At 70.9% G+C, this 20,650-nt stretch carries 23 protein-coding genes; 15 read left to right on the forward strand and 8 right to left on the reverse strand.

Going from position 1 to position 20,650, the window contains the following annotated elements; genetic code table 11:
- Positions 1-19: 19 nt before the first annotated feature.
- Positions 20-1,099 carry a site-specific DNA-methyltransferase gene (locus ACFFGE_RS10440; protein WP_376836314.1) on the forward strand — a complete coding sequence of 360 codons (1,080 nt, stop codon included), beginning with the start codon at positions 20-22 and terminating at the stop codon, positions 1,097-1,099.
- On the opposite strand, the gene mutY is transcribed toward ACFFGE_RS10440, so the two are convergent.
- The gene (mutY, locus tag ACFFGE_RS10445; RefSeq protein WP_376836316.1) at positions 1,050-2,105 is read right to left on the reverse strand and encodes an A/G-specific adenine glycosylase; all 1,056 of its coding nucleotides are present in this window, start codon (positions 2,103-2,105) and stop codon (positions 1,050-1,052) included. The two genes, ACFFGE_RS10440 and mutY, sit on opposite strands and share 50 nt — an antisense overlap.
- A gap of 20 nt (positions 2,106-2,125) precedes the next feature.
- Between mutY and ACFFGE_RS10450 the strand changes: the two genes are divergently transcribed.
- From ACFFGE_RS10450 to ACFFGE_RS10475, 6 genes are all read left to right on the forward strand, one after another.
- On the forward strand, positions 2,126-2,677 hold the full coding sequence (locus ACFFGE_RS10450) for a DUF721 domain-containing protein (protein ID WP_376836317.1): 552 nt from the start codon (positions 2,126-2,128) through the stop codon (positions 2,675-2,677).
- 96 nt (positions 2,678-2,773) lie between these two features.
- Entirely contained in the window at positions 2,774-3,415 is a 642-nt protein-coding gene (locus tag ACFFGE_RS10455; RefSeq protein ID WP_376836318.1) for a DsbA family protein, read from the forward strand.
- A gap of 5 nt (positions 3,416-3,420) precedes the next feature.
- The gene (locus ACFFGE_RS10460; protein WP_376836320.1) at positions 3,421-4,038 is read left to right on the forward strand and encodes a DsbA family protein; all 618 of its coding nucleotides are present in this window, start codon (positions 3,421-3,423) and stop codon (positions 4,036-4,038) included.
- Between the two features lie 6 nt (positions 4,039-4,044).
- Complete coding sequence (locus ACFFGE_RS10465) at positions 4,045-7,482, forward strand: AAA family ATPase (protein ID WP_376836321.1); 3,438 nt, start codon at positions 4,045-4,047, stop codon at positions 7,480-7,482.
- Positions 7,483-7,514: 32 nt separating this feature from the next.
- Positions 7,515-8,288 carry an RNA methyltransferase gene (locus tag ACFFGE_RS10470; RefSeq protein ID WP_376836322.1) on the forward strand — a complete coding sequence of 258 codons (774 nt, stop codon included), beginning with the start codon at positions 7,515-7,517 and terminating at the stop codon, positions 8,286-8,288.
- A 220-nt stretch (positions 8,289-8,508) separates the two neighbouring features.
- The gene (locus ACFFGE_RS10475) at positions 8,509-9,081 is read left to right on the forward strand and encodes a manganese efflux pump MntP (RefSeq protein ID WP_376836323.1); all 573 of its coding nucleotides are present in this window, start codon (positions 8,509-8,511) and stop codon (positions 9,079-9,081) included.
- On the opposite strand, the gene ACFFGE_RS10480 is transcribed toward ACFFGE_RS10475, so the two are convergent.
- Both ACFFGE_RS10480 and ACFFGE_RS10485 read right to left on the reverse strand, forming a co-directional pair.
- A complete protein-coding gene (locus ACFFGE_RS10480; protein ID WP_376836324.1) occupies positions 9,082-9,798 on the reverse strand; it encodes an NAD-dependent deacylase in 717 nt (238 codons plus the stop codon).
- A gap of 32 nt (positions 9,799-9,830) precedes the next feature.
- The gene (locus ACFFGE_RS10485) at positions 9,831-10,643 is read right to left on the reverse strand and encodes a hypothetical protein (protein WP_376836325.1); all 813 of its coding nucleotides are present in this window, start codon (positions 10,641-10,643) and stop codon (positions 9,831-9,833) included.
- A gap of 324 nt (positions 10,644-10,967) precedes the next feature.
- Between ACFFGE_RS10485 and ACFFGE_RS10490 the strand changes: the two genes are divergently transcribed.
- The 3 genes from ACFFGE_RS10490 (at position 10,968) to ACFFGE_RS10500 (ending at position 13,174) form a co-directional block, all read left to right on the forward strand.
- Positions 10,968-11,540: an OmpA family protein gene (locus tag ACFFGE_RS10490; RefSeq protein WP_376836327.1), complete on the forward strand. Its 573-nt coding sequence runs from the start codon at positions 10,968-10,970 to the stop codon at positions 11,538-11,540.
- An 83-nt stretch (positions 11,541-11,623) separates the two neighbouring features.
- Positions 11,624-12,730, forward strand: a complete 1,107-nt coding sequence (locus ACFFGE_RS10495; protein WP_376836328.1) for an S-(hydroxymethyl)glutathione dehydrogenase/class III alcohol dehydrogenase — start codon at positions 11,624-11,626, stop codon at positions 12,728-12,730.
- A gap of 60 nt (positions 12,731-12,790) precedes the next feature.
- Positions 12,791-13,174 carry a VOC family protein gene (locus tag ACFFGE_RS10500; protein WP_376836329.1) on the forward strand — a complete coding sequence of 128 codons (384 nt, stop codon included), beginning with the start codon at positions 12,791-12,793 and terminating at the stop codon, positions 13,172-13,174.
- A 3-nt stretch (positions 13,175-13,177) separates the two neighbouring features.
- Here ACFFGE_RS10500 and ACFFGE_RS10505 read toward each other — a convergent pair whose 3' ends face one another.
- Entirely contained in the window at positions 13,178-13,912 is a 735-nt protein-coding gene (locus ACFFGE_RS10505; RefSeq protein ID WP_376836330.1) for a hypothetical protein, read from the reverse strand.
- Between the two features lie 100 nt (positions 13,913-14,012).
- On the opposite strand from ACFFGE_RS10505, the gene fghA reads away from it, so the two are divergent.
- The 5 genes from fghA to ACFFGE_RS10530 all read left to right on the forward strand — a co-directional run bounded on the left by fghA (position 14,013) and on the right by ACFFGE_RS10530 (position 18,564).
- Positions 14,013-14,843 carry an S-formylglutathione hydrolase gene (fghA, locus tag ACFFGE_RS10510; RefSeq protein ID WP_376836331.1) on the forward strand — a complete coding sequence of 277 codons (831 nt, stop codon included), beginning with the start codon at positions 14,013-14,015 and terminating at the stop codon, positions 14,841-14,843.
- Between the two features lie 84 nt (positions 14,844-14,927).
- Complete coding sequence (locus ACFFGE_RS10515) at positions 14,928-15,542, forward strand: superoxide dismutase (RefSeq protein WP_376836332.1); 615 nt, start codon at positions 14,928-14,930, stop codon at positions 15,540-15,542.
- Positions 15,543-15,654: 112 nt separating this feature from the next.
- The gene (locus ACFFGE_RS10520; RefSeq protein ID WP_376836333.1) at positions 15,655-16,578 is read left to right on the forward strand and encodes an MBL fold metallo-hydrolase; all 924 of its coding nucleotides are present in this window, start codon (positions 15,655-15,657) and stop codon (positions 16,576-16,578) included.
- A gap of 159 nt (positions 16,579-16,737) precedes the next feature.
- The gene (gene rpsD, locus ACFFGE_RS10525) at positions 16,738-17,355 is read left to right on the forward strand and encodes a 30S ribosomal protein S4 (protein ID WP_376836334.1); all 618 of its coding nucleotides are present in this window, start codon (positions 16,738-16,740) and stop codon (positions 17,353-17,355) included.
- Positions 17,356-17,487: 132 nt separating this feature from the next.
- A complete protein-coding gene (locus ACFFGE_RS10530) occupies positions 17,488-18,564 on the forward strand; it encodes a WD40/YVTN/BNR-like repeat-containing protein (protein ID WP_376836335.1) in 1,077 nt (358 codons plus the stop codon).
- 6 nt (positions 18,565-18,570) lie between these two features.
- On the opposite strand, the gene ACFFGE_RS10535 is transcribed toward ACFFGE_RS10530, so the two are convergent.
- The 4 genes from ACFFGE_RS10535 to ACFFGE_RS10550 form a co-directional block, all read right to left on the reverse strand.
- A complete protein-coding gene (locus ACFFGE_RS10535; protein ID WP_376836336.1) occupies positions 18,571-18,999 on the reverse strand; it encodes an acyl-CoA thioesterase in 429 nt (142 codons plus the stop codon).
- Entirely contained in the window at positions 18,999-19,355 is a 357-nt protein-coding gene (grxD, locus tag ACFFGE_RS10540) for a Grx4 family monothiol glutaredoxin (protein WP_376836338.1), read from the reverse strand. The genes ACFFGE_RS10535 and grxD overlap by 1 nt, the downstream gene beginning before the upstream one ends.
- Positions 19,356-19,428: 73 nt before the next feature.
- Positions 19,429-20,349, reverse strand: coding sequence for an aldo/keto reductase (locus ACFFGE_RS10545; RefSeq protein WP_376836339.1), 921 nt, complete (start codon positions 20,347-20,349; stop codon positions 19,429-19,431).
- Position 20,350: 1 nt separating this feature from the next.
- On the reverse strand, positions 20,351-20,599 hold the full coding sequence (locus ACFFGE_RS10550; protein ID WP_376836340.1) for a BolA family protein: 249 nt from the start codon (positions 20,597-20,599) through the stop codon (positions 20,351-20,353).
- Positions 20,600-20,650 lie beyond the last annotated feature (51 nt).

Here is a 20,650-nt window from a genome sequence, read left to right on the forward strand (position 1 = left end):
AGCTCAGCGGGGCCGTGTGATGACCGAGTTCAAGACCGACGTGATCCTGCGCGGCGATTGCGTGGAGATGCTGAAGGGCCTGCCCGACGCGTCGGTCGACATGGTCTTCGCCGATCCGCCCTACAATCTGCAGCTGGGCGGCGACCTGCTGAGGCCCGACAACTCCAAGGTCGACGCCGTCGACGACGACTGGGACAAGTTCGGCAGCTTCGCCGAGTACGACGCCTTCACCCGCGCCTGGCTGAGCGAGTGCCGCCGGGTGCTGAAGCCCGAAGGCTCCATCTGGGTGATCGGCAGCTACCACAACATCTTCCGACTGGGCGCCGCGATCCAGGACCTGGGCTTCTGGGTCCTGAACGACATCATCTGGCGCAAGTCCAACCCGATGCCGAACTTCAAGGGCACGCGTTTCACCAATGCGCACGAGACCCTGATCTGGGCGGCTCGGTCGCGGGACCAGAAGCGCTACACCTTCAACTACGACGCGCTGAAGGCCTTCAACGAGGACGTCCAGATGCGCTCGGACTGGACGCTGGCCCTGTGCACCGGCGAGGAGCGGCTCAAGGACGCCGACGGCAAGAAGGCGCACCCGACCCAGAAGCCCGAGGCCCTGCTGCATCGGGTGCTGCTGTCGGCCACCCGCCCCGGCGACGTGGTGCTCGATCCCTTCTTCGGCACCGGCACGACCGGCGCGGCCGCGCGGCGGCTGGGTCGGAGCTTCATCGGCGTCGAACGGGACGCGACCTACGCGGATCTGGCCGAGAAACGCATCGCCGAAGTCATCCCCGCCTCCGCCGACGACCTGAAGGTCATGGGCTCGAAGAAGACCGAGCCCCGCGTGCCCTTCGGCGCCCTGGTCGAGGCCGGGCTGCTGCGGCCCGGCGACCGGCTGTACTGCCCCAAGGGCGAGCGCGAGGCGCGGGTCCGAGCCGACGGGTCGCTCGTCGTCGGCGACCTGACTGGCTCGATCCACAAGCTCGGCGCGCTGCTCGAGAACGCCCCGGCCTGCAACGGCTGGACCTACTGGCGCTTCAAGACCGACCAGGGCTTCAAGTCGATCGACGCCCTCCGCGCCGAGGTGCGCGCGGGCCTGGGCTGAGCGCCAGCGCCTTCCTGAATACGCTCGGCAGCGCCTGCGCCGCCTCGACCTCATCCACCCAGACGGCGTCCGGCCAGTCGCCCTCGGCCGTCGCCACCCGAAGCGTCAGGTGGAAGTGGGTGAAGACATGCTCGATCTCGCCGAGCTCGCACCAGTCGGCGGCCACCGGCGGCGCCGGGGCGGGCGCGTCGGACCAGTCGCTGGTCGGCAGCCCCCGCATCCCGCCGAGCAGCCCCTTTTCGGGCCGCCGCACCAGGGCCACCCGCCCCCGCCCGTCGCGCAGCACATAGGCGAAGCCCCGCCGCCGGGGTCGATCCGCCTTCTGGGACCGACGCGGATAGGCGTCCGGCGCGCCGGTCGTCAGCGCGGCGCAGGCGAAGGCGACGGGGCACCGCTCGCACAGGGGCGACTTCGGCCGGCACACGGTCGCGCCCAGGTCCATCAGGGCCTGCGCCCAATCCCCTGGTCGCCGGTCTGCGACCAGCGTCGCCGCCAGCCGGGTCAACTCCGGCTTGGCGGCGGGCAGCGGGGTCTCGACGGCGAACAGCCGCGCCATCACCCGCTCGACATTGCCGTCCACGACGTTCGCGGGCCGGTCGAAGGCGATCGCCGCCACCGCCGCCGCCGTATAGGGCCCGACCCCGGGCAGGCCGCGCAGACCGGCCTCGGTGTCCGGAAAGACGCCCCCGTGATCGACCGCCACGGCACGCGCGCACGCCAGCAGGTTCCGGGCGCGGGCGTAGTAGCCGAGCCCCGCCCAGGCCGCCATCAGGGTCTCGTCCGGTGCGGCCGCCAGATCGACGACCGTCGGCCAGCGCCGCGTGAACTCCAGGAAGTAGGGCGTGGCGTGCGGCACCGTCGTCTGCTGCAGCATCACCTCCGACAGCCAGACCCGATAGGGGTCCGGGCGCTCTCCCGACCCCGGCGGCGAGCGCCACGGCAGGACGCGCGCGTGCCGGTCGTACCAGGCGAGCAGGGCGGATCGGATTTCGGCGACGGGCGGCATCGAGCGGGCTATATAGGGGCATGCGACGTCCCCTGCCCACGGAGCGCGAGGCGCTGGAGATCCTGGCCGCGCGCCGCACCCGGCCCGCCCCGCGCCCGGCGCCCCGGGTCGGCCGCGCCCTGACCGGCCTCATCAAGGAGCTGGACGGCCGGTTCGGTCAGGGCTCGGGCGCCCTGGAGAGCCGCTGGGTCGAGATCGTTGGCGAGCAGCTGGCCCGCGTCTCCCGCCCCCAGAAGCTGACGAAGGGGCGCGGCGGGTCCGGCGGGGTGCTGGAGCTGCGCGTGCCCGGCCCGGCGGCGCTTCTGGTCCAGCATCAGGCGGCCGAGATTCTCCAGCGCGTGAACCTGTTCCTCGGCGAGGGCGCGGTCGAGCGCCTGCGCATCGCCCAGGGCCCGATCAAGCCGCTCGCCGCCGCGGCGAAGCCCGCGCCGCGCCCGTCCCGCCCCCCGCCGCTCTCGGCGGCCGACGAAGCCGCGCTGAGGGCCGAGGTCGCCGGCGCGCCGCCCGGGCTCAAGGACGCGCTGGAGGCGCTGGGCCGCGCCGTCCGGTCGCGCGAGACAGGACGGCGTTGACAAACCTTCGCCGCACCTGTCAGCGATGCCGGTGAACGCGCGAGTCCAGGCAGGAGCCGCGCGAACCTCAGTCATACCTTCTTTCGGGGGCGCCCCATGACCGACCGCAAGTTCCGCTTCGCCGCCATGAGCCGTCGCGCCGCCGTGACGGGGGCCGCCCTCGCCGCCATGGCCGCCCTCGCCTCGTGCAGCCCGGGCGGCGGCGCGGGCGCGGCCGAGGGCGACATGGCCCTGGGCGCCGGTCCCGATGCGAAGGTCACGGTGGTGGAGTACGCCTCGGTCACCTGCGGCGTCTGCGCGGCCTGGAACACCCAGGTGTGGCCGGCCTTCAAGGAGAAGTACGTCGACACCAACCAGGTGCGCTACGTCTTCCGCGAGTTCCCGACGCCGCCCGCCGACGTCGCCACCGCCGGCTTCCTGATCGCGCGCTGCGCCGGCGAAGACCAGTATTTCAACGTGATCCACGCCATCATGGACAGCCAGCGCGAGTGGCAGGCGGGCACCCCGCCCCGTCAGTCGCTGCTGCGCATCGCCCAGGAGGCCGGGCTGTCGCAGGACGAGTTCCAGCAGTGCGTCACCGACCGGGAGGCCATCGCCGCCGTCGAGGAGCGCGTCCAGGCCGCGATCGCCCAGGGGGTGAACGGCACGCCGACCTTCTTCGTCAACGGCGAGCGGGTCAGCGATCCGTCGCTCGAGGGCTTGTCCACGGTGATCGACGCCGCCCTGGCCGAAGGCTGAGGCGCATGAGAGCGGTCGTGTTCGCCGCCGCTCTGGCGCTGGCCCCGGCGGCGACGGCGCAAACCCAGCCGGCGGTTCCGCCGGTGACGGCGACCGACCGGGTGATGGGCTCGCCGGACGCCCCGGTGACGATCGTCGAATACGCCTCGTTCACCTGCCCGCACTGCGCCGACTTCCACACCCGCGTGCTGAGCGAGATCAAGAGCCGCTACATCGCCACCGGGCGCGCGCGGCTGGTCTATCGCGACTTCCCCACGGCGCCCGCCGCCCTGTCGGAGACCGCGTCGCGGGTGGCGCGGTGCGCGGCGCCGGAGGCCTATTTCGACGTCGTCGACAGCCTGTTCGGCGGCCAGGCGACGATGCGGAACGGCGGCGATCCGAACGCCTGGCTGAGCGCGGCGGTGCGTCAGGCCGGTCGTCCCGCGCACGACGTCCTGGCCTGCGTCTACGCTCCGGAGACGGAGGCCGAACTCACGGCGATGGTGGAGGCGGCCTGGAACGCCGGCGTCACCGGCACCCCCACCCTCATCGTCGACGGCGAGGTCGTCCCCGCCACGCTCGAAGCCCTGACCGCCGCGATCGAGACGCGCCTCGCGGCCGGCCGCGCCGCCGGGGCGCCCTAGGGGCCGATGCAGTTCCAGCGGCTGAGGCTGGTCGGCTTCAAGTCCTTCGTCGACCCGACGGAGCTCTTCATCGAGCCCGGCCTGACCGGGGTCGTGGGACCGAACGGCTGCGGCAAGTCCAACGTGCTGGAAGGGCTGCGCTGGGTCATGGGGGCCAACTCGGCCAAGGCCATGCGGGGCCAGGGCATGGACGACGTGATCTTCGCCGGCGCCTCGGGCCGTCCGCCCCGCAGCCACGCCGAAGTTCAGCTGACCATCGACAACGCCGCCCGGCGCGCGCCCCAGCCCTTCACCGACGCGGCGGTGCTGGAGGTGTCGCGCCGCATCGATCGCGGCCAGGGCTCGACCTACCGGATCAACGGCAAGGAGGTGCGCGCCCGCGACGTGCAGCTCCTGTTCGCCGACGCCTCGACCGGCGCGAACTCCCCGGCCCTGGTGCGTCAGGGACAGATCTCGGAGCTGATCGCCGCCAAGCCGCAGAACCGGCGGCGCATCCTGGAGGAGGCCGGCGGGGTCTCCGGCCTGCACACCCGCCGGCACGAGGCCGAACTCCGCCTCCGGGCGGCCGAGGCCAATCTGGAGCGGCTGGACGACATCGGGCGCGAGCTGGAGACGGCGCTGACCCGGCTCAAGCGCGAGGCGCGTCAGGCCGAGAAGTACAAGAAGATCTCCGCCGAGATCCGCGCCTTGCAGGCCTCGCTGCTGTGGGTGCGCTGGAACGATGCGCGCGCGACGGCCGAGACGCTGAGGGACGAGCTCGCCCAGGCCGACCGGCTGGTGGCCGAGGCGACGGCCGCCGCCGCCCGGGCCCAGACCGAGGCCCTGAAGGCCCAGGAGGCGATGAAGCCGGCGCGCGAGGAGGACGCGGTGGCCGCCGCCGTCCTGCATCGCGCGACCCTGGAGCGGGACCGGCTGGACATGGCCGAGCAGGCCGCCCGCGCCGAGGTCGATCGGCTGAAGGCCGAGCTGGACCGCATCGCCGCCGACACCGCCCGCGAGACGGCGATGAACGAGGACGCGAGCGTCGAGCTGAAGCGCCTCGACGACAGCCTGACCGCCCTCAGGGGCGAGATCGCCGCGGCGCCTCAACGAGGACCGGAGCTGGAAGCCGCCATGCAGGCGGCCGAGGCCGCGCGGGCCGAACGCGATGCGGAGGTGGAGCGTCTGGCCGGAGCGCTGGCGGCCGCCGAGGCGCGGGTCAACGCCGAGGCCGCGCGGCGTCGAGACGCCGACGCCCGCCTGGCGCGCGCCGAACAGGCCGTGGCGAACGCTGAACGGGAGCGCGAGGCGCTGGGCCCCTTGCAGACCCCTGAGGTCGAGGCCGCCCGCGCCGCGCTGGACCAGGCGCTGTCGGACCTGCGGGCCGCCCGCGACGCTGTGGAGGCGGGCGAGGCGCGCCGCTCGGAGCTGGCCGCCGCGGAACAGGCGACCCGCGCCGCCGCCCGTCAGGCCGAGGACCGGCTGGGACGGCTGGAGACCGAGGCGCGGGGGCTGGCCCAGCTGCTGACGTCCACACGACGGGAACATGCGCCGGCGCTGGACAGGGTGTCGGCGGCCAAGGGCCATGAGGCGGCGCTGGCGGCGGCGCTGGGGGATGATCTGGACGCGGCGCTGGACCCCGCGGCCGCCGCCCACTGGGCCGGAGCCGAGCCGCCCACGCCCAGCTGGCCCGCCGGGGTCACGCCCCTGACCGAGCGGGTTCAGGCCCCGCCCCAACTGGCCGCGCGCCTGGCCATGTGCGCGGTGGCGCCGCGCGACCGCGTGGCGGACTTGGCGAAGGCTCTGCCCGTCGGGGCGCGTCTGGTGACCGTGGAGGGCGACCTCTATCGCTGGGACGGCTACGTCGCGCGCGCCGAGGCGCCCAAGCCGGCCGCCGTCCGCCTGGCCCAGCGCACGCGGCTGGCGGACCTGGAGGCCGAGGTCGATCAGGCCAAGCCGGGCCTGAAGACGGCGCAGGAGGCGCTCGCCTCGGCCGTCGCGTCGCTGCGCGCCGCCGAAGACGAGCTTAAGACGCTGAGGAAGGCGCCCGCCGACGCTGAGCGCGCGGTGGCGACGGCGCGGGACCGCCACGAGGCCCTGGCGCGGGATCAGGCGCGCCGCGAGGCGCGCGCCCAGGCGCTGGACGAGACCCTGATCCGGCTGCGCGAGGAGCTGGACGCCGCGCGCGTGGCGCAGGCGGAAAGCGCCGCCGGCGACGCCCCGACCGAGACCCTGACCGCCATGCGGATCGAGCTGGAAGCGGCCCGGAGCGCGGCGGCCGAGGCGCGTCAGGCCGCCGCCGCCGCCCGCGCCGCCCGCGACGCCGAGCAGCGCGACCACCAGCAGCGCGAGCAGCGGCTGAGCGGGCTGGAGCGCGCCCGCGACGGCTGGGTCGCGCGGGGCCGCGACAGCGCCGCCCGCATCGAGGCGCTGGAGGCCGAGCGTGTTCGCGTCGAGGCCCAGGCCGCCGCCGCCAGGGCCCAGCCCGAGGCGCTGGCCGAACAGCGCGGCAGGCTGATGGACGCTCTGGTCGCCGCCGAGACGCGGCGCAAGGCCGCCGCCGACGCCCTGTCGGTCGCCGAGGGCGAGGCGTCGGAGGCCGACCGCCTGACGCGCGCCGCCGAGGCCGAGGCCGGCCGGGCGCGGGAGGCGCGAGCGGGCCTCGCCGCCCACGCCGAGGCGGCGGCCGAAAAGCTGGCCGAGGCCGACCGGCAGGTGCGCGAGACCTCCGGCCTGACGCCCGAGGCGCTGGGCCAGAAGCTGATCGACGACGCGGTCGCTCGCCCCCCCGACGCGGCCGGCGCCGAGAACCTGCTCTACGGACTTGAGCGCGAGCGTGAACAGCTCGGGGCCGTCAACCTGCGCGCCGAGGACGAGGCGAACGAATACGCCGAGCGGCTGGAGACCATGCGCGGCGAACGCGCCGACCTGACCACCGCCATCGCCAAGCTGCGCGACGGCATCGACGAGCTGAACGCCGAGGGGCGTGAACGCCTGATCGCCGCCTTCGACGTCATCAACGACAACTTCAAGACCCTGTTCGAGGCCCTGTTCGACGGCGGCCAGGCGGAGCTGAAGCTGGTGGAGTCCGACGATCCGCTGGAGGCGGGCCTGGAGATCTTCGCCTGCCCGCCCGGCAAGCGCCTGTCGGTCATGAGCCTGATGTCCGGCGGCGAGCAGGCCCTGACGGCGGCGGCGCTGATCTTCGCGGTGTTCCTGGCCAACCCGGCCCCGGTCTGCGTGCTGGACGAGGTGGACGCGCCGCTCGACGACGCCAACGTCGACCGCTTCTGCCGCATGCTGCACGAGATGCGGAAACGCACCGACACCCGCTTCCTCGTCATCACCCACAACCCGGTGACCATGAGCCGGATGGACCGGCTGTACGGCGTCACCATGCCGGAACGCGGCGTGTCCCAGCTGGTCAGCGTCGACCTGAAGCAGGCCGAGACGCTCGTCGCGTGACCTGACGACGCTGTCGCGCTAGTCAGCCGCCCATGATCGAGCCCCCCGTCGTCATTCTGGACCGGTCCCAGCTGGCCGAGAACATCGGCGCGGCCGCGCGCGTCATGGCCAACTTCGGGCTGGAGCGACTGCGCCTCGTCGCGCCGCTCAAGGGCTGGCCGCAGGAGCGCGCCTGGGCGACCGCGTCGGGCGCGGACTGGATTCTGGAGGGGGTTGAGGTCTTCGACACCGTGGCCGAGGCCGTGGCCGACCTGAACGTCGTCTTCGCCACCACCGCCCGGCCGCGCGAGACGCGCCAGCCCGTCCGCACCCCCCGCGAGGCGGCGAAGGTGCTGTTCGAGGAAGCGTCTCGCGGCCTGAAGACCGGCCTGCTGTTCGGCGGCGAGCGCACGGGACTGGAGACGCCGGACGTCGCCCTCTGCCAGGGCATCGTCACAATCCCCATCGACCGCCGCCACCATTCCCTGAACCTGGCGCAGGCGGTGTCGATCAACGCCTACGAGTGGCGCACCACCCTCCAGGACGCGCCGCCTCCTGCCTTCCGCGACGCCGATCCGCCGGCGCGGGGCGAGCTGATCATCGGCATGTTCGAGCATCTGGAAAAGGAACTGGACGAGGCCGGCTTCTTCTTCCCGCCCGAGAAGCGGCCCTCGATGGTCCGGAACCTGCGCGTCATGCTGGGCCGGTCCCAGATGTCGGAACAGGAGGTGGCGACCTTTCGCGGGGTGATCCACGCCCTGTCCAAGGGTCGCGGGCAGCGCCTGCAGAAGCTGCTGGAGAAGCGGGGCGAGCCCTCCGAGGGTTGATCCTGCGGCCGAACGGCCTTAGGACCCGCGCCGTTGGGGAGTAGCTTCCGGCGCCCACAAACAGCCGGGGTCGCGTCAACACACTCGTCGTCGGGGCCCGTACCCGCCGCGTGGCGCGATCAGCGGACCACCGTCCGTCTAGCGAGACCAGCGTGCTTCGCCTGGGCCACCGGATGCCCGGCGAACGCGCTGTCGTCTGCGTCCGGCGGAGTTCGCGTCCATGTTCATGAGTCCGTTTTCGATCGCCGTGCTGTCGCTCAGCATGTCGGCCGACGCCTTCGCCGCGTCCGTGGGCCGGGGCGCCGCGCATCGTCCCGCCTTCGCCACCGCCGTGCGCGGCGGTCTGGTGTTCGGTCTGATCGAGGCCTTGACCCCCATCGTCGGCTGGGCGCTGGGCGTCGCCGCCGCCGGGATGGTGGAACAGATCGACCACTGGATCGCCTTCACGCTTCTGGGCGCGGTCGGCGCCAAGATGATCTGGGAGGCGACGCGACCGGCCGGGACCTATGACGAGAGCGCCGCCGCCCGGCGCGGTCTCGTCGCCCTCGTCGCCACGGCGATCGGCACCAGCATCGACGCGGCCGCCATCGGCGTCGGCCTGGCCTTCATCGGCGCCAACATCTGGCTCATCGCCGTCGCGATCGGCTTCACCACCTTCGTCGCCACCACCGCCGGCATGATGATCGGCAGGGTGGTGGGCGCGCGCTTCGGAAGGATCGCCGAGCTGATCGGCGGCGTCGCGCTGATCCTGATCGGCTGCGCCATCCTGGTGGAGCACCTGGGCCTGATCTGATCAGTAGAGGGTGTCGAGGAAGGCGGGCACGGTCTCCGTGGCGGGACCATAGACACCCTCTACGAACAGGCGACGTCCCGTCGTGGGCTCCAGATTGATCTCCACCGTCCGCGCGCCGGCGAACCGCGCGGCCTGCACGAAGCCCGCCGCCGGATAGACCGCGCCCGAGGTCCCGATCGACAGGAACAGGTCGCAGGCCTGAAGCGCCGCCTCGATCCGGTCCATCTCCAAGGGGGTCTCGCCGAACCAGACGATATGCGGCCGCAGCCTCCCCTGCGGATGATGCGGCGACGGGTGATCGGCCTCGAGATCCTCACGCCAGTTGCAGACCATGTCCGACGCCGTGCAGCGCGCCTTCAGAAGCTCGCCGTGCATGTGGATCAGCTCGAAGCCCGGTCCAGGCGCGATCTCGGCATGGGCCCGGTCATGAAGGTCGTCGACGTTCTGCGTGACCAGGGTCAGCCGCCCCGGATGCCTCGCCGCGAACCGGGCGATGGCCAGATGCGCCGCGTTCGGACGAACGGTCGCCAGCTGCGCCCGGCGGGCGTTGTAGAAGGCCTGGACCTTCGCCGGATCGCGGACGAAGGCCTCGGGCGTCGCCACGTCCTCGACGCGGTGGCCCAACCACAGACCGTCGGCGTCGGCGCGAAAGGTGGGGACGCCGGATTCGGCCGAGATGCCCGCTCCGGTCAGAATGACGATGTTCCTGTGCCTCATCCCGCTGATGTGCCCCGGCTTGCGGCCCGCGCCTAGAGGCCCAGCAAATCGCGCCAGCGCCAGGTTGCGGCCCTGAGCGCCAGTCGGGGCGCGCCGGGATCGGCCGCGGCGGCCAGCACCACGGTCCCGCGCACCAGCTCCTCGCGACAGGCGCGGGGCGCGAAGCCGACCTCCACCGCGATGGCCTGACGCACGCCCGCCAGTCCTTTGCCGGCCTCGCCAGGGCTTTGCAGCCAGTCCCCATCCCACACCAGAACCGCGTCGGAGGCGCCGCCCCGGCCCGCGAGCGACGCGGCGACGGCGGTTCGGATGTCGGCGTCAGCCGCCAGCGCTCTCTCGAGCCGGGCGACCATGTCGCAGTCGCCGCCGCGCCCGCCGGGGCCGCCGCCGCCGCCCTGCCCGCTCCCGGCTCCGCCCGGGCCCCCGCTCGCGCGCAGAGCGCCGGCCAGCTGCGCGCCGCCCAGGATCGGCAGATCCGGAGGTCCGACGGGTCCCGGCGCTACAGCCGGGACCGGCGATTCGGGCGGCGGCGTCCGCACGATTCGTCGCGGCGTGGGGCGAGGCGGCTCAGGTCTCGGCGTTGGCGCGGTCGCTTCGACAGCCGGCGCGGGTTCGGATGCGGCCCGCGCATCGCCCTCAGGCGCCGGCTCCGCCACTGGATCAGGAGCCCGCGCCGGGGGCTCGAGGCGCACCTGGATGGGCGCGGGCGACGGCTGCGGCGGCGGCGGCGCCCGCCAGCCGGACATGACCAGCAGCGCCGCCTGAACGGCCGCCACGCCCGCGACGATCAGGGTGGCCCGCGCACGTCGGCCGCTCCGTCGCGGCGCCTCGAAGGGTCGGCGCATGCGGCCTTGGCCATCAGGGATCATGGTGGAGAAGAAAATCGACTTGCCGCGTCAGTATCGTGGCGACCGCAGTGTGCGGCGAAACGACTAGCGCTGCCGTTCCGATCCAGTAAACCGCGCTTGACGTCGATCGTCGCGAACAACGTCCTGTCGCCTCCCATTGTTCCTCGCCGAACAAGATTATTGCGATACAGTTCGTTATCTTACAGTCAAGCTGACGCATTCATGCCCCAAGGTCGTCATGACCGCGCCCATCGGACCTCACCTTGTCGTGACCTGCGCGTGAGGCCGGCTGTCGCGCCCCGGCGATCAAGGAGACATGTGTTGACCCGATCCAAACTTCGCACCGCCGTGACCGCCGGCGTGCTGCTGTCGGTGGGGCTCGTCGCCTCTGGCTGCGCCAGCCACCGTTTCGTGCGTGATCAGGTGGCCGTGGTGGACGACCGCGTCACCACCGTGGACGGCCGCGTGACCCAGGTGGAAGGCACGGCCGGCCAGGCGCTGGAGCGCGCCAACGCCGCCCATGTCCTGGCCGAGGGCAAGTTCTTGTATGAGGTCGTGCTGTCCGACGACTCGGTGAAGTTCCCCACCGACGCCAGCCAGCTGTCGCCGGAGGCCGAGCAGCGTCTGGCCGAGTTGGCCCAGCGCCTGCGCGCCGAGAACCGCAACGTCTATCTGGAGATCCAGGGTTTCACCGACGCGACCGGCCCGGAATCCTATAACGACCGCCTGGGCGAACAGCGGGCGGAGGCCGTGCGCCGCTATCTGAACCAGCAGGGCGTGGCCCTGAACCGGATGGCGACGATCTCCTATGGCGAGGAACAGCCGGTGGCTCCGAATGACACCGCGGAGGGCCGCGCCCAGAACCGTCGCGTGGCGATCGTCGTCCTGACCTGATCGTCGCACTGGCGCCTCGCCGCGCCAGCCCCTAAGCGTCGGTCGGGTCGAACGAGTCGACCCGACCGACGAGAGGGATTGAGATGAAGACCCGCGCCGCCGTCGCCTTCGAGGCCAAGAAGCCGCTCGAGATCGTCGAGCTCGACTTGGAAGGCCCCCGCGCGGGCGAGGTGCTGGTCGAGATCAAGGCGACGGGCGTCTGCCACACCGACGCCTACACCCTGGACGGGCTGGACTCGGAAGGCATCTTTCCGAGCATCCTGGGCCACGAGGGCGCAGGCGTGGTGGTCGAGGTGGGGCCGGGCGTGACCAGCGTCGCCGCCGGCGACCACGTCATCCCGCTCTACACCCCGGAATGCCGCCAGTGTAAGTCGTGCCTCAGCCGCAAGACGAACCTGTGCACCGCCATCCGCGCCACCCAGGGCAAGGGGCTGATGCCCGACGGCACGTCGCGCTTCAGCTACAAGGGTCAGGCGATCGCCCACTACATGGGCTGTTCGACCTTCTCGAACTACACCGTCCTGCCCGAGATCGCGGTGGCCAAGATCAGGAAGGACGCCCCCTTCGACAAGGCCTGCTACGTCGGCTGCGGCGTGACGACGGGCGTCGGCGCGGTGGTCAATACGGCCAAGGTCGAGCCGGGTGCCAACTGCGTCGTGTTCGGCCTGGGCGGCATTGGGCTGAACGTCATCCAGGGGCTGAAGATGGTCGGGGCCGACATGATCGTCGGCGTCGACATCAATCCGTCGAAGGAGGAATGGGGCCGTCGCTTCGGCATGACCCACTTCGTCAACCCCAAGGACCATGGGGACATCGTGGCTCATCTGGTCGAGCTGACCGGGGGCGGGGCGGACTACACCTTCGACTGCACCGGCAACACCACCGTCATGCGTCAGGCGCTGGAGGCCTGTCACCGGGGCTGGGGCGAGAGCGTCATCATCGGCGTGGCGGAAGCCGGCAAGGAGATCGCGACGCGCCCGTTCCAGCTGGTCACCGGCCGCGTCTGGCGCGGCTCGGCCTTCGGCGGCGCGCGGGGGCGGACCGACACGCCGCGCATCGTCGACTGGTACATGGACGGCAAGATCGAGATCGACCCGATGATCACCCACACCTTGCCGCTGGAGCGCATCAACGAGGCCTTCGACCTGATGCACGCGGGCGAGAGCATCCGCAGCGTGGTCGTTTTCTAGTTCGTTGCAATGAAAAACTTACTCGGCTAGCGTCGCGGGACAACAGGGAGTGAGACCGCCATGTTCACCCACGTCACCGTCGGGGCCAACGACGTCGAGGCGTCGCGCCGTTTCTATGACGCAGCCCTGGGCGCGCTGAGTATCGACCCTGCCAGCGGGCCCGACGCCATGGGCCGTTACTGGTGGCGAACCCGCATGGGAGCCTTCGCCATCGGCAAGCCCATCGACGGCGAGCCCGCCTGCCACGCCAACGGCGGCACCATCGGCTTCCACGCCAGGACGCCGGAGATGGTCCAGGCCTTCCACGACGCCGGCGTCGCCGCCGGCGGCAAGGCCATCGAGGACCCGCCCGGCGAGCGCAACGGGCCGTTCGGCACGCTGATCCTGGCCTATCTGCGCGACCCCTCGGGCAACAAGATCTGCGCCATGCATCGGCCGGGGTGAGCTTCAGGAGCCCGGAAAGGTCAACGCCCTCGCCAGCACGACCTCGTTCTCCGTGACGCTGTAGTCGCCGAGCAGCGAACGCGTCACGACCAGGAAGTGCATCTGGTCGAAGGGCTTCCTGAAACCGTGGTTCTCCGAGAAGAAGAGCGCGGCGCCCTCGGTGCCGAACGTGTGGGAGCCGAAGAAAACGATGGCCCTCTTGCCGGCCTTGAAGGGGTTCGGACAGGCGACGATCACCCCGACGTCGCGGGCCAGCTTGCCGTCGATGATCTCAGGCTCGAACCTTTCGCCATCGACGACGATCGCGTTCTTCTCGCCGATGCTCAGCTTCAGGATCGCTGCGTGTTCCTTGAGAATGCGGGCGGTCAAGGCGTTGGTGTGGGGCCCGCCGACCACGATGAGATGCTTGCAGCGAGCCGCGTCCGTGACCTCCTCGGACATGAAGACCTGATCCATCGCCCGGTTCGGAAAGGCTTTGTAGAAGGCGCGATTGAGATAGCTCAGCGCTTTCACCTGACCGGCCCCCGTGGCGAAGCGCACGTGTCCCGGCTGCTGGTCCCGGATCGTCGTGGAGGTGACGACGGCCACGTCGTCGGCGCTCATCGGCCGCCAGAGGCGGCGATAGCGGCCCAGCTCCCAGAACTGCCGACGTCCGAACTGAAGCGCCGCCATGAAGACGGCCGTGATCGCCCCCGCGATCAGGTTCGATTGCACGTCACCCGGCAGATCGCCCAGCATCCACGCCCCCTCGTCCACACTGCAGCATAGCCAGCGAGCCGGAGGCGTCCAATGATCCTGATGTGGACGTCGGACCGTCCCGACCGGTAGGGGAACGGCCATGGAAATCGTCAAGCATCACGCCGTCCATGGCGGCACGCTCCGCTATCTGAAGCACCACAGCGCCGTGACCGGCACGCCCATGACGCTGTCGGTCTTCACGCCGCCGGGGGAAGGCCCTTTCCCCCTCGTCATCTGGTTGTCGGGCCTGACCTGCACAGAGGACAACTTCACCACCAAGGCCGGCGCCTATCGCCGGGCGGCGGAGTTGGGGCTGATCGTCGTCGCGCCGGACACCTCGCCACGCGGGGAGGGCGTGGCGAACGATCCCGCCTATGACCTGGGCCAGGGCGCCGGCTTCTACGTCGATGCGACCGAAGCCCCCTGGGCCCCGCATTTCCGAATGGAGAGCTACGTCGTCGAGGAGCTGATCCCCCTCATCGACGGGGCGTTTCCGACCACCGGGACGCGCGCCATCTTCGGCCACTCCATGGGCGGGCACGGGGCGCTGACCCTGGCGCTGAACCACCCGGAGCTCTTCCGGTCCGTCTCGGCTTTCGCGCCGATCAGTTCGCCGACTCGCTGCCCTTGGGGCGAGAAGGCGCTGGGCGCCTATCTGGGTTCCGACCGCAGCCGTTGGGCGCGGCACGACGCCGCGCTGCTGATCCAGGCCGGCGCGGCGAAGGGTCGCTTCGACGACATCCTCGTCGATCAGGGGGACGCGGACGGCTTCCTTGCGGAACAGCTCAAGCCGCATCTTTTGGTCGAGGCGGCGGAGGCGGCGGGCCAAAAGCTGACTCTGCGGATGCAACCGGGCTACGACCACAGCTATTTCTTCATGGCCAGTTTCGTCGACCACCATCTGACGTTTCACGCAGAGCGGCTGCGTTGATCGGGAACGGTTTGGCGCGGGTTGGCTTCAAGCCGGATGCGCCTATCTGAGGCGGACCCAGCCATCCAGAACAGGAGTCTCCCCATGGCCTTCACCCTGCCGCCCCTGCCCTACGCCTATGACGCGCTGGAGCCGGCCATCGACAAGGAGACGATGACCTTCCACCACGACAAGCACCACCAGACCTACGTCGACAACCTGAACAAGGCGGTGGATGCCGACGCGAACCTGCAGGGCAAGTCGCTGGAAGAGCTGTTCGCCTCGATCTCCGGCCTGCCCAAGGCGGTACGCAACAACGGCGGCGGCCACTGGAACCATGCCCTGTTCTGGGAGCTGCTGGCGCCCGAGGGCCAGACCGGCGCGCCGTCGGCGGAACTCGCCGCCGCGATCGACCGCGACCTGGGCGGCATGGACAAGTTCAAGGAGGCCTTCAACGCCGCCGGCGCCGGCCAGTTCGGCTCGGGCTGGGCCTGGCTGATCGTCCAGGACGGCAAGCTGAAGGTCACCTCGACCCCGAACCAGGACAATCCCCTGATGGACGTGGCGGACGAAAAGGGCGCCGTCGTGCTGGGCGCCGATGTCTGGGAACACGCCTACTATCTGAAGTACCAGAACCGCCGTGCCGACTACCTGAAGGCCTTCTGGTCGGTGGTGAACTGGAACAAGGTCAACGCGCTCTACGCCGCCGCCACGGCCTGACGCCGACGACCCGGAGCGGGGCCGCGACGAAATCTGGCGTCGCGGCCTAGCTTCGCGAGAGACCTCGCCTATGTCTCCCCGGCGAAGGTCCGCACAGGGAGGCTCACCGATCATGCTGCACTTCAAACTGGCGCTCGCCGCCGCCGCGCTGGGCGCCGTGCTGGCCGCCTGCTCGCCCGCGCCGGAGGCCGAGACCACCGAAGCGGCCACGGCCATCGCCGAAAGCGCGGACGTGCATTCGTTCACGGTCGGCGAGCTTCAGCTGGCGGCGCTTCGCGACGGCGGCATGACGGGCGTACCGAACGACAACACCGTGCTGGCCGTGGACCGCACCCCGGAGGAGGTGGCGGCGGTTCTGACTGCGGCGGGCCTGCCCGGGGACAGCTTCGACCTGTCGATCCAGCCTCTGCTGGTGCGCGACGGCGAGCGCGTGGTGCTGATCGACGCGGGCGGTGGAGCCAGCATGGGCGCCAACGCGGGCAAGCTCGGCGCCTCGCTGGCGGCCGCGGGGGTGGAGCCGGGCCAGATCACCGACGTCCTGATCTCGCATGGCCACGGCGATCACGTCGCGGGTCTGGTCGACGGCTCGGGGGCCCTGACCTTCCCCAACGCCACCATCCGCCTGGCGGCGGCGGAGTGGACCGCGATCCAAGCCGATGCCCAGCTGGCCCAGCTGGTCGCCGCCATCTCGCCGAAGGTTGAGACCTTCCAGCCCGGCGCACAGGTGACACCGTCCATCACGGCCTACACGATCGACGGCCACACCCCCGGCCACACCGGCTATCTGATCGCGTCCGGCGGCGAGCGGCTGCTCTACGTCGGCGACATGGTGCACCACCATGTCATTTCGGTTCAGCGCCCGACCTGGACCATCGCCTTCGACGGCGACGAAGCGGTCGCCGAGGCCAGCCGGCAGGCCGTTCTGGCGCGCGCGGCGGACGAGAACCTGCGGGTCTATGCGGTGCACTTCCCCTTCCCGGGCCTGGGCCGTATTCAGCGTCAGGGCGACGGCTTCGCCTGGTCGCCGGAGTCCTGAGCCGGACTTGACCTGCCGGGGGCGGGCCGCCATAAGGCCCGCTTTCTCGCGCCGGCCCCGGTCGTGCGCGGGTTTTGACACGGATGATGCGTGGACCGCCGTTGAGATCGCTTTCCCAATACCGGGAATGCCGGGCCGCATCGAGTTGAAGAGAACGACATGTCGAAGCGCCACAGCGCCAAGTACAAGATCGACCGCGCCATGGGTGAAAACCTGTGGGGCCGGTCCAAGTCCCCGGTCAACAAGCGCAGCTACGGCCCCGGCCAGCACGGTCAGCGCCGCAAGTCCAAGGTTTCCGACTTCGGCCTGCAGCTGAAGGCCAAGCAGAAGCTGAAGGGCTACTACGGCAACATCACCGAGAAGCAGTTCTCGCGCACCTACGCCGAGGCCGCGCGCCGCAAGGGCAACACCTCGGAGAATCTGATCTCGCTGCTCGAGGCGCGCCTGGACGCGGTGGTCTATCGCGCCAAGTTCGTGCCGACCGTCTGGGCCGCGCGCCAGTTCGTGAACCACGGCCACATCCTGGTGAACGGCAAGAAGGTGAACATCGCCTCCTACCGCGTGAGGGCCGACGACGTGATCTCGGTGAAGGAAAAGTCCCGCAGCATGGCGCTGGTGCTCGAAGCCCAGCAGTCGTCGGAGCGTGACGTGCCGGATTACCTCGAGCTGGGCGACCGCGGCTTCTCGGTCCGCTTCGTCCGCGCGCCGGAACTGGCCGACGTGCCGTATCCGGTGAAGATGGAGCCGAACCTGGTCGTCGAATATTACGCCTCGTAAACGACGCTACGGCGAGAGTGACGAAGGGCCCCGGAGCGATCCGGGGCCCTTTTTCGTGCCCATGAGGCAAGCTTCACTTGCGTTTTATGTAAAGCGTGCTTTCCATAAGCCCCTCGGCTGGAGGACCCCGACATGGATCGACGCGACTTCATCATCGCCGGCGGCGCGACGCTGGCGGCGCCCGCCGGCGCCCGGGCCCGGACCCAGTCGACGGGCTGGACCCAGCTGCCGACCGAACCCTATCGGGGCAAGCAGGACGACATCGCCTTCGTCGACCGGCGACACGGGTGGTACGGCAACGGACAGGGCAAGCTGTTCCGCACCGAGGACGGCGGCGACAGCTGGACCCAGGTGCTGGATCGGCCCGGAACCTTCGCGCGCGCGCTGGGGTTCGTCGACGCCCAGCTCGGATTCCTCGGCAACATCGGGCCCGACTACTTCCCGGGCGTGACCGACGCCACGCCGCTGTATCGCACCCGCGACGGCGGGCTGAGCTGGGAGCCCGTCGCCATCGAGGGCCCGGCGGTGAAGGGTGTCTGCGCCATCGACGTGCACCGCCAGCCGTTCATCAACGCCGGCGTTCTGGATCATCGGGTGACGCTCAGGGCCGGCGGTCGTGTCGGCACGCCGGCCTTCCTCGCGACGTCGCGGGACCTCGGCGAGACCTGGACGTCGGAGGACATGTCCGCCCACACCGCGATGATCCTGGACGTGCTGTTCGTCTCGGACCAGGTCGGCTCCATCTGCGGCGCCACCGACGGCGACGTCAGCCGGTCCCGCGCGCGGATCCTGCGCACCGCCGACGCAGGGCGCACCTGGGCCACCGTCCATGAGGGCACGCGTCCGTGGGAGCTGACCTGGAAGGCCAGCTTCCCGACGCCCGAGATCGGCTACGTCACCGTCCAGAGCTACAATCCCGACGCCGCCGCCAGCGCGCGATATGTCGCGAAGACGACGGACGGGGGGCTGACCTGGACCGAGATTCCGCTGATCGACGACGCCCGCGTCCGCGCGTTCGGCATCGGCTTCGTCGACCCTGACCATGGCTACGTCGGCGCCGTCCCCGGCGGGTTCGAGACGCGGGACGGCGGCCGGACCTGGACCGCTGCCGGCTTCGGTCCGGCGGTCAACAAGGTGCGCGTCGTCCGCGACGAGACCGGGACGTCCGTCTTCGCCATCGGAGCCCAGGTCCACAGGCTCGATCTGTGACCGGGTTCAGGCCCGCTGAAACTTCGGCAGCATGTCCGCCGGAATACGGGCCGGTCTCAGCGTCCGCGCGTCGACCAGGCACCATTCCGAGACGCCCTGGGCGCAAAGCCGCCCCTCGCCGTCCTCGATGCGGACATAGCGGTTGAAGCGAGGGCCGTCGGGGTCACCGACCCAGGTGCGGGCGACCACGCCGGTCGCCTCGGGCCCGATCCCGCGCAGGTAATCGACCTCATGGCGCAGCGCGACCCAGGACCATCGGGTCCGCGTCGCCAGGTCGAAGCGGGCGTTCCAGTGCGCGGTCCCGGCTTCCTGCAGCCAGCCGACGTAGACCACGTTGTTCACGTGCCCGTTGTCGTCGATGTGCTCCGGCTGGACCGTCAGCGGCACGACGAAGATTTCACGATCGGCCCGCGGCTCCAGCGCCTTGCGGCCCATCAGGCGTCCACGTCGCCGAGCGCCACGCCCTTCTCGGCCATGAGGGTCTGAAGCTCGCCCGACTGGAACATCTCGCGCATGATGTCCGAGCCGCCGACGAACTCGCCCTTCACGTAGAGCTGCGGAATGGTCGGCCAGTCGCTGAAGGCCTTGATGCCCTCGCGCAGGGTGTCGTCCTGAAGCACGTCCACGCCGACGAACGGCGCGCCGAGGTGGTCGAGGATCTGCACCGCCAGCGAGGAGAAGCCGCAGCGCGGCTGGTCCGGCACGCCCTTCATGAACAGCACCACCGGGTGCTCGGCCACGGTCTGGGCGATGAAGGCGTGAGCGGGATTGTCGGCGGCGGTGTCGGTCACGGGCGGGCCCTTTCGGTTCGAGGCGCACCTAGGCGCCCGACAGGCCCGGGTCAAGCGAGGGCGTGAGCGAACATCAGGCCGCGGCGGAGCGGACGCGCGCCATCTCGATCTGGGCCGCGAGCCCCGCCGGCAGGTCGCGCTCCGGCGTGTCGATCAGCGCCATCAGCCGGTCCGAGGTGTCGATATCGACGACGGCGGACGCCACCGCAGGATCGGTCAGGGTGAAGGCCAGGCAGAGCTGCTCCGCCGTCCACCCTTGGATATGGTGCAGGAAAGCGAAGGAATCGGCCGGCCGCTGTTCCGTCGGCGCCTCGGGCCGTCCGGCGCCGAAGCCGAAGAACCCCCGCTTGGGCGGCTCCACGACCGGGCTGGGCCGTCCCCGGCGGGAGATCGCCTCGGGATAGAAGCCGACGGCCAGGACCGCCATGTCGCGATCGCGCGCCTCGCGCATGCGCGCGCGCACCTGCCAGGAGGAGTTCACGTGGTAGGGCGTGATCAGGACGTCGAACGCCCCAGTGGACACATAGGCGTCCATCACCGGTCCGTCGCCGGTGACGCCCAGCATCTTGGCGCGGCCCGAGGAGCGTTGGACCTTGAGCGCCTGAAGGGCCATCTGCGGCAGCTCATCCTCGCCCGGCTGGTCCAGCAAGGCCACATCCACCCAGCCCAGGCCGGACACGTGCAGCACCCGATCGATGGCGTGGGTCAGGCCCTCGGGCGAGAAGTCACGCTCCGAGCCGCGGCGCCCGTCGCCGGCCCCGAGCGTCAGGGTGACGGACACCAGCTCCCGCTCCACGACCGAGAGCGCGTCGCCGACGACCTCAGCCAGCACCGGGTCCGCGCTTTCGAGCACGTAGGCGTTCACGCCCCCTTCGAGGGCCTGGAAGATGAGCTGCCGGGTGTAGTCCGGCCCCCGCATGATCGTGGACGCGCCGAGCTTGACCGTCAGGCTCGAGATGGCCGCGCCGGTCCTGCCGAAGGGGCGATAACGCATGTCAGCCTCCGTTCGCTTCGTCGGGCGTCAGGGTGGTGAGGGCGAGCGCGTGCAGATCACCGCCCATCTTGCCCTTCAGGGCCGCAAAGACCGCCTGGTGACGGCGCACCCGGGGCATGCCGGCGAAGGCCGCGGAGATGACGCGAGCGCGATAGTGATCCCCGTCGCCGGCCAGATCCTCGATCTGGATGTCGGCGTCCGGAAAGGCTTCGGCCAGATCGGCGTGCAGGGCGTCGGCGGTGATGGGCATGGCGGCTCTTTGGACGTCGCCCGCAGGATGGGCCGTAAACCTTAACGCTCG

Origin of the sequence: Brevundimonas balnearis, from assembly GCF_042434805.1 — a bacterium.
Taxonomy (GTDB): domain Bacteria; phylum Pseudomonadota; class Alphaproteobacteria; order Caulobacterales; family Caulobacteraceae; genus Brevundimonas; species Brevundimonas balnearis.

Bases quoted from the DNA above. Each gene is read 5' to 3' on its own strand.
- ACFFGE_RS10440 (WP_376836314.1), top strand. From the start codon at position 20: ATGACCGAGTTCAAGACCGACGTGATCCTGCGCGGCGATTGCGTGGAG.
- mutY (WP_376836316.1), bottom strand. From the start codon at position 2,105: ATGCCGCCCGTCGCCGAAATCCGATCCGCCCTGCTCGCCTGGTACGAC.
- ACFFGE_RS10450 (WP_376836317.1), top strand. From the start codon at position 2,126: ATGCGACGTCCCCTGCCCACGGAGCGCGAGGCGCTGGAGATCCTGGCC.
- ACFFGE_RS10455 (WP_376836318.1), top strand. From the start codon at position 2,774: ATGACCGACCGCAAGTTCCGCTTCGCCGCCATGAGCCGTCGCGCCGCC.
- ACFFGE_RS10460 (WP_376836320.1), top strand. From the start codon at position 3,421: ATGAGAGCGGTCGTGTTCGCCGCCGCTCTGGCGCTGGCCCCGGCGGCG.
- ACFFGE_RS10465 (WP_376836321.1), top strand. From the start codon at position 4,045: ATGCAGTTCCAGCGGCTGAGGCTGGTCGGCTTCAAGTCCTTCGTCGAC.
- ACFFGE_RS10470 (WP_376836322.1), top strand. From the start codon at position 7,515: ATGATCGAGCCCCCCGTCGTCATTCTGGACCGGTCCCAGCTGGCCGAG.
- ACFFGE_RS10475 (WP_376836323.1), top strand. From the start codon at position 8,509: ATGTTCATGAGTCCGTTTTCGATCGCCGTGCTGTCGCTCAGCATGTCG.
- ACFFGE_RS10480 (WP_376836324.1), bottom strand. From the start codon at position 9,798: ATGAGGCACAGGAACATCGTCATTCTGACCGGAGCGGGCATCTCGGCC.
- ACFFGE_RS10485 (WP_376836325.1), bottom strand. From the start codon at position 10,643: ATGCGCCGACCCTTCGAGGCGCCGCGACGGAGCGGCCGACGTGCGCGG.
- ACFFGE_RS10495 (WP_376836328.1), top strand. From the start codon at position 11,624: ATGAAGACCCGCGCCGCCGTCGCCTTCGAGGCCAAGAAGCCGCTCGAG.
- ACFFGE_RS10500 (WP_376836329.1), top strand. From the start codon at position 12,791: ATGTTCACCCACGTCACCGTCGGGGCCAACGACGTCGAGGCGTCGCGC.
- ACFFGE_RS10505 (WP_376836330.1), bottom strand. From the start codon at position 13,912: ATGCTGGGCGATCTGCCGGGTGACGTGCAATCGAACCTGATCGCGGGG.
- fghA (WP_376836331.1), top strand. From the start codon at position 14,013: ATGGAAATCGTCAAGCATCACGCCGTCCATGGCGGCACGCTCCGCTAT.
- ACFFGE_RS10515 (WP_376836332.1), top strand. From the start codon at position 14,928: ATGGCCTTCACCCTGCCGCCCCTGCCCTACGCCTATGACGCGCTGGAG.
- ACFFGE_RS10520 (WP_376836333.1), top strand. From the start codon at position 15,655: ATGCTGCACTTCAAACTGGCGCTCGCCGCCGCCGCGCTGGGCGCCGTG.
- rpsD (WP_376836334.1), top strand. From the start codon at position 16,738: ATGTCGAAGCGCCACAGCGCCAAGTACAAGATCGACCGCGCCATGGGT.
- ACFFGE_RS10530 (WP_376836335.1), top strand. From the start codon at position 17,488: ATGGATCGACGCGACTTCATCATCGCCGGCGGCGCGACGCTGGCGGCG.
- ACFFGE_RS10535 (WP_376836336.1), bottom strand. From the start codon at position 18,999: ATGGGCCGCAAGGCGCTGGAGCCGCGGGCCGATCGTGAAATCTTCGTC.
- ACFFGE_RS10545 (WP_376836339.1), bottom strand. From the start codon at position 20,349: ATGCGTTATCGCCCCTTCGGCAGGACCGGCGCGGCCATCTCGAGCCTG.
- ACFFGE_RS10550 (WP_376836340.1), bottom strand. From the start codon at position 20,599: ATGCCCATCACCGCCGACGCCCTGCACGCCGATCTGGCCGAAGCCTTT.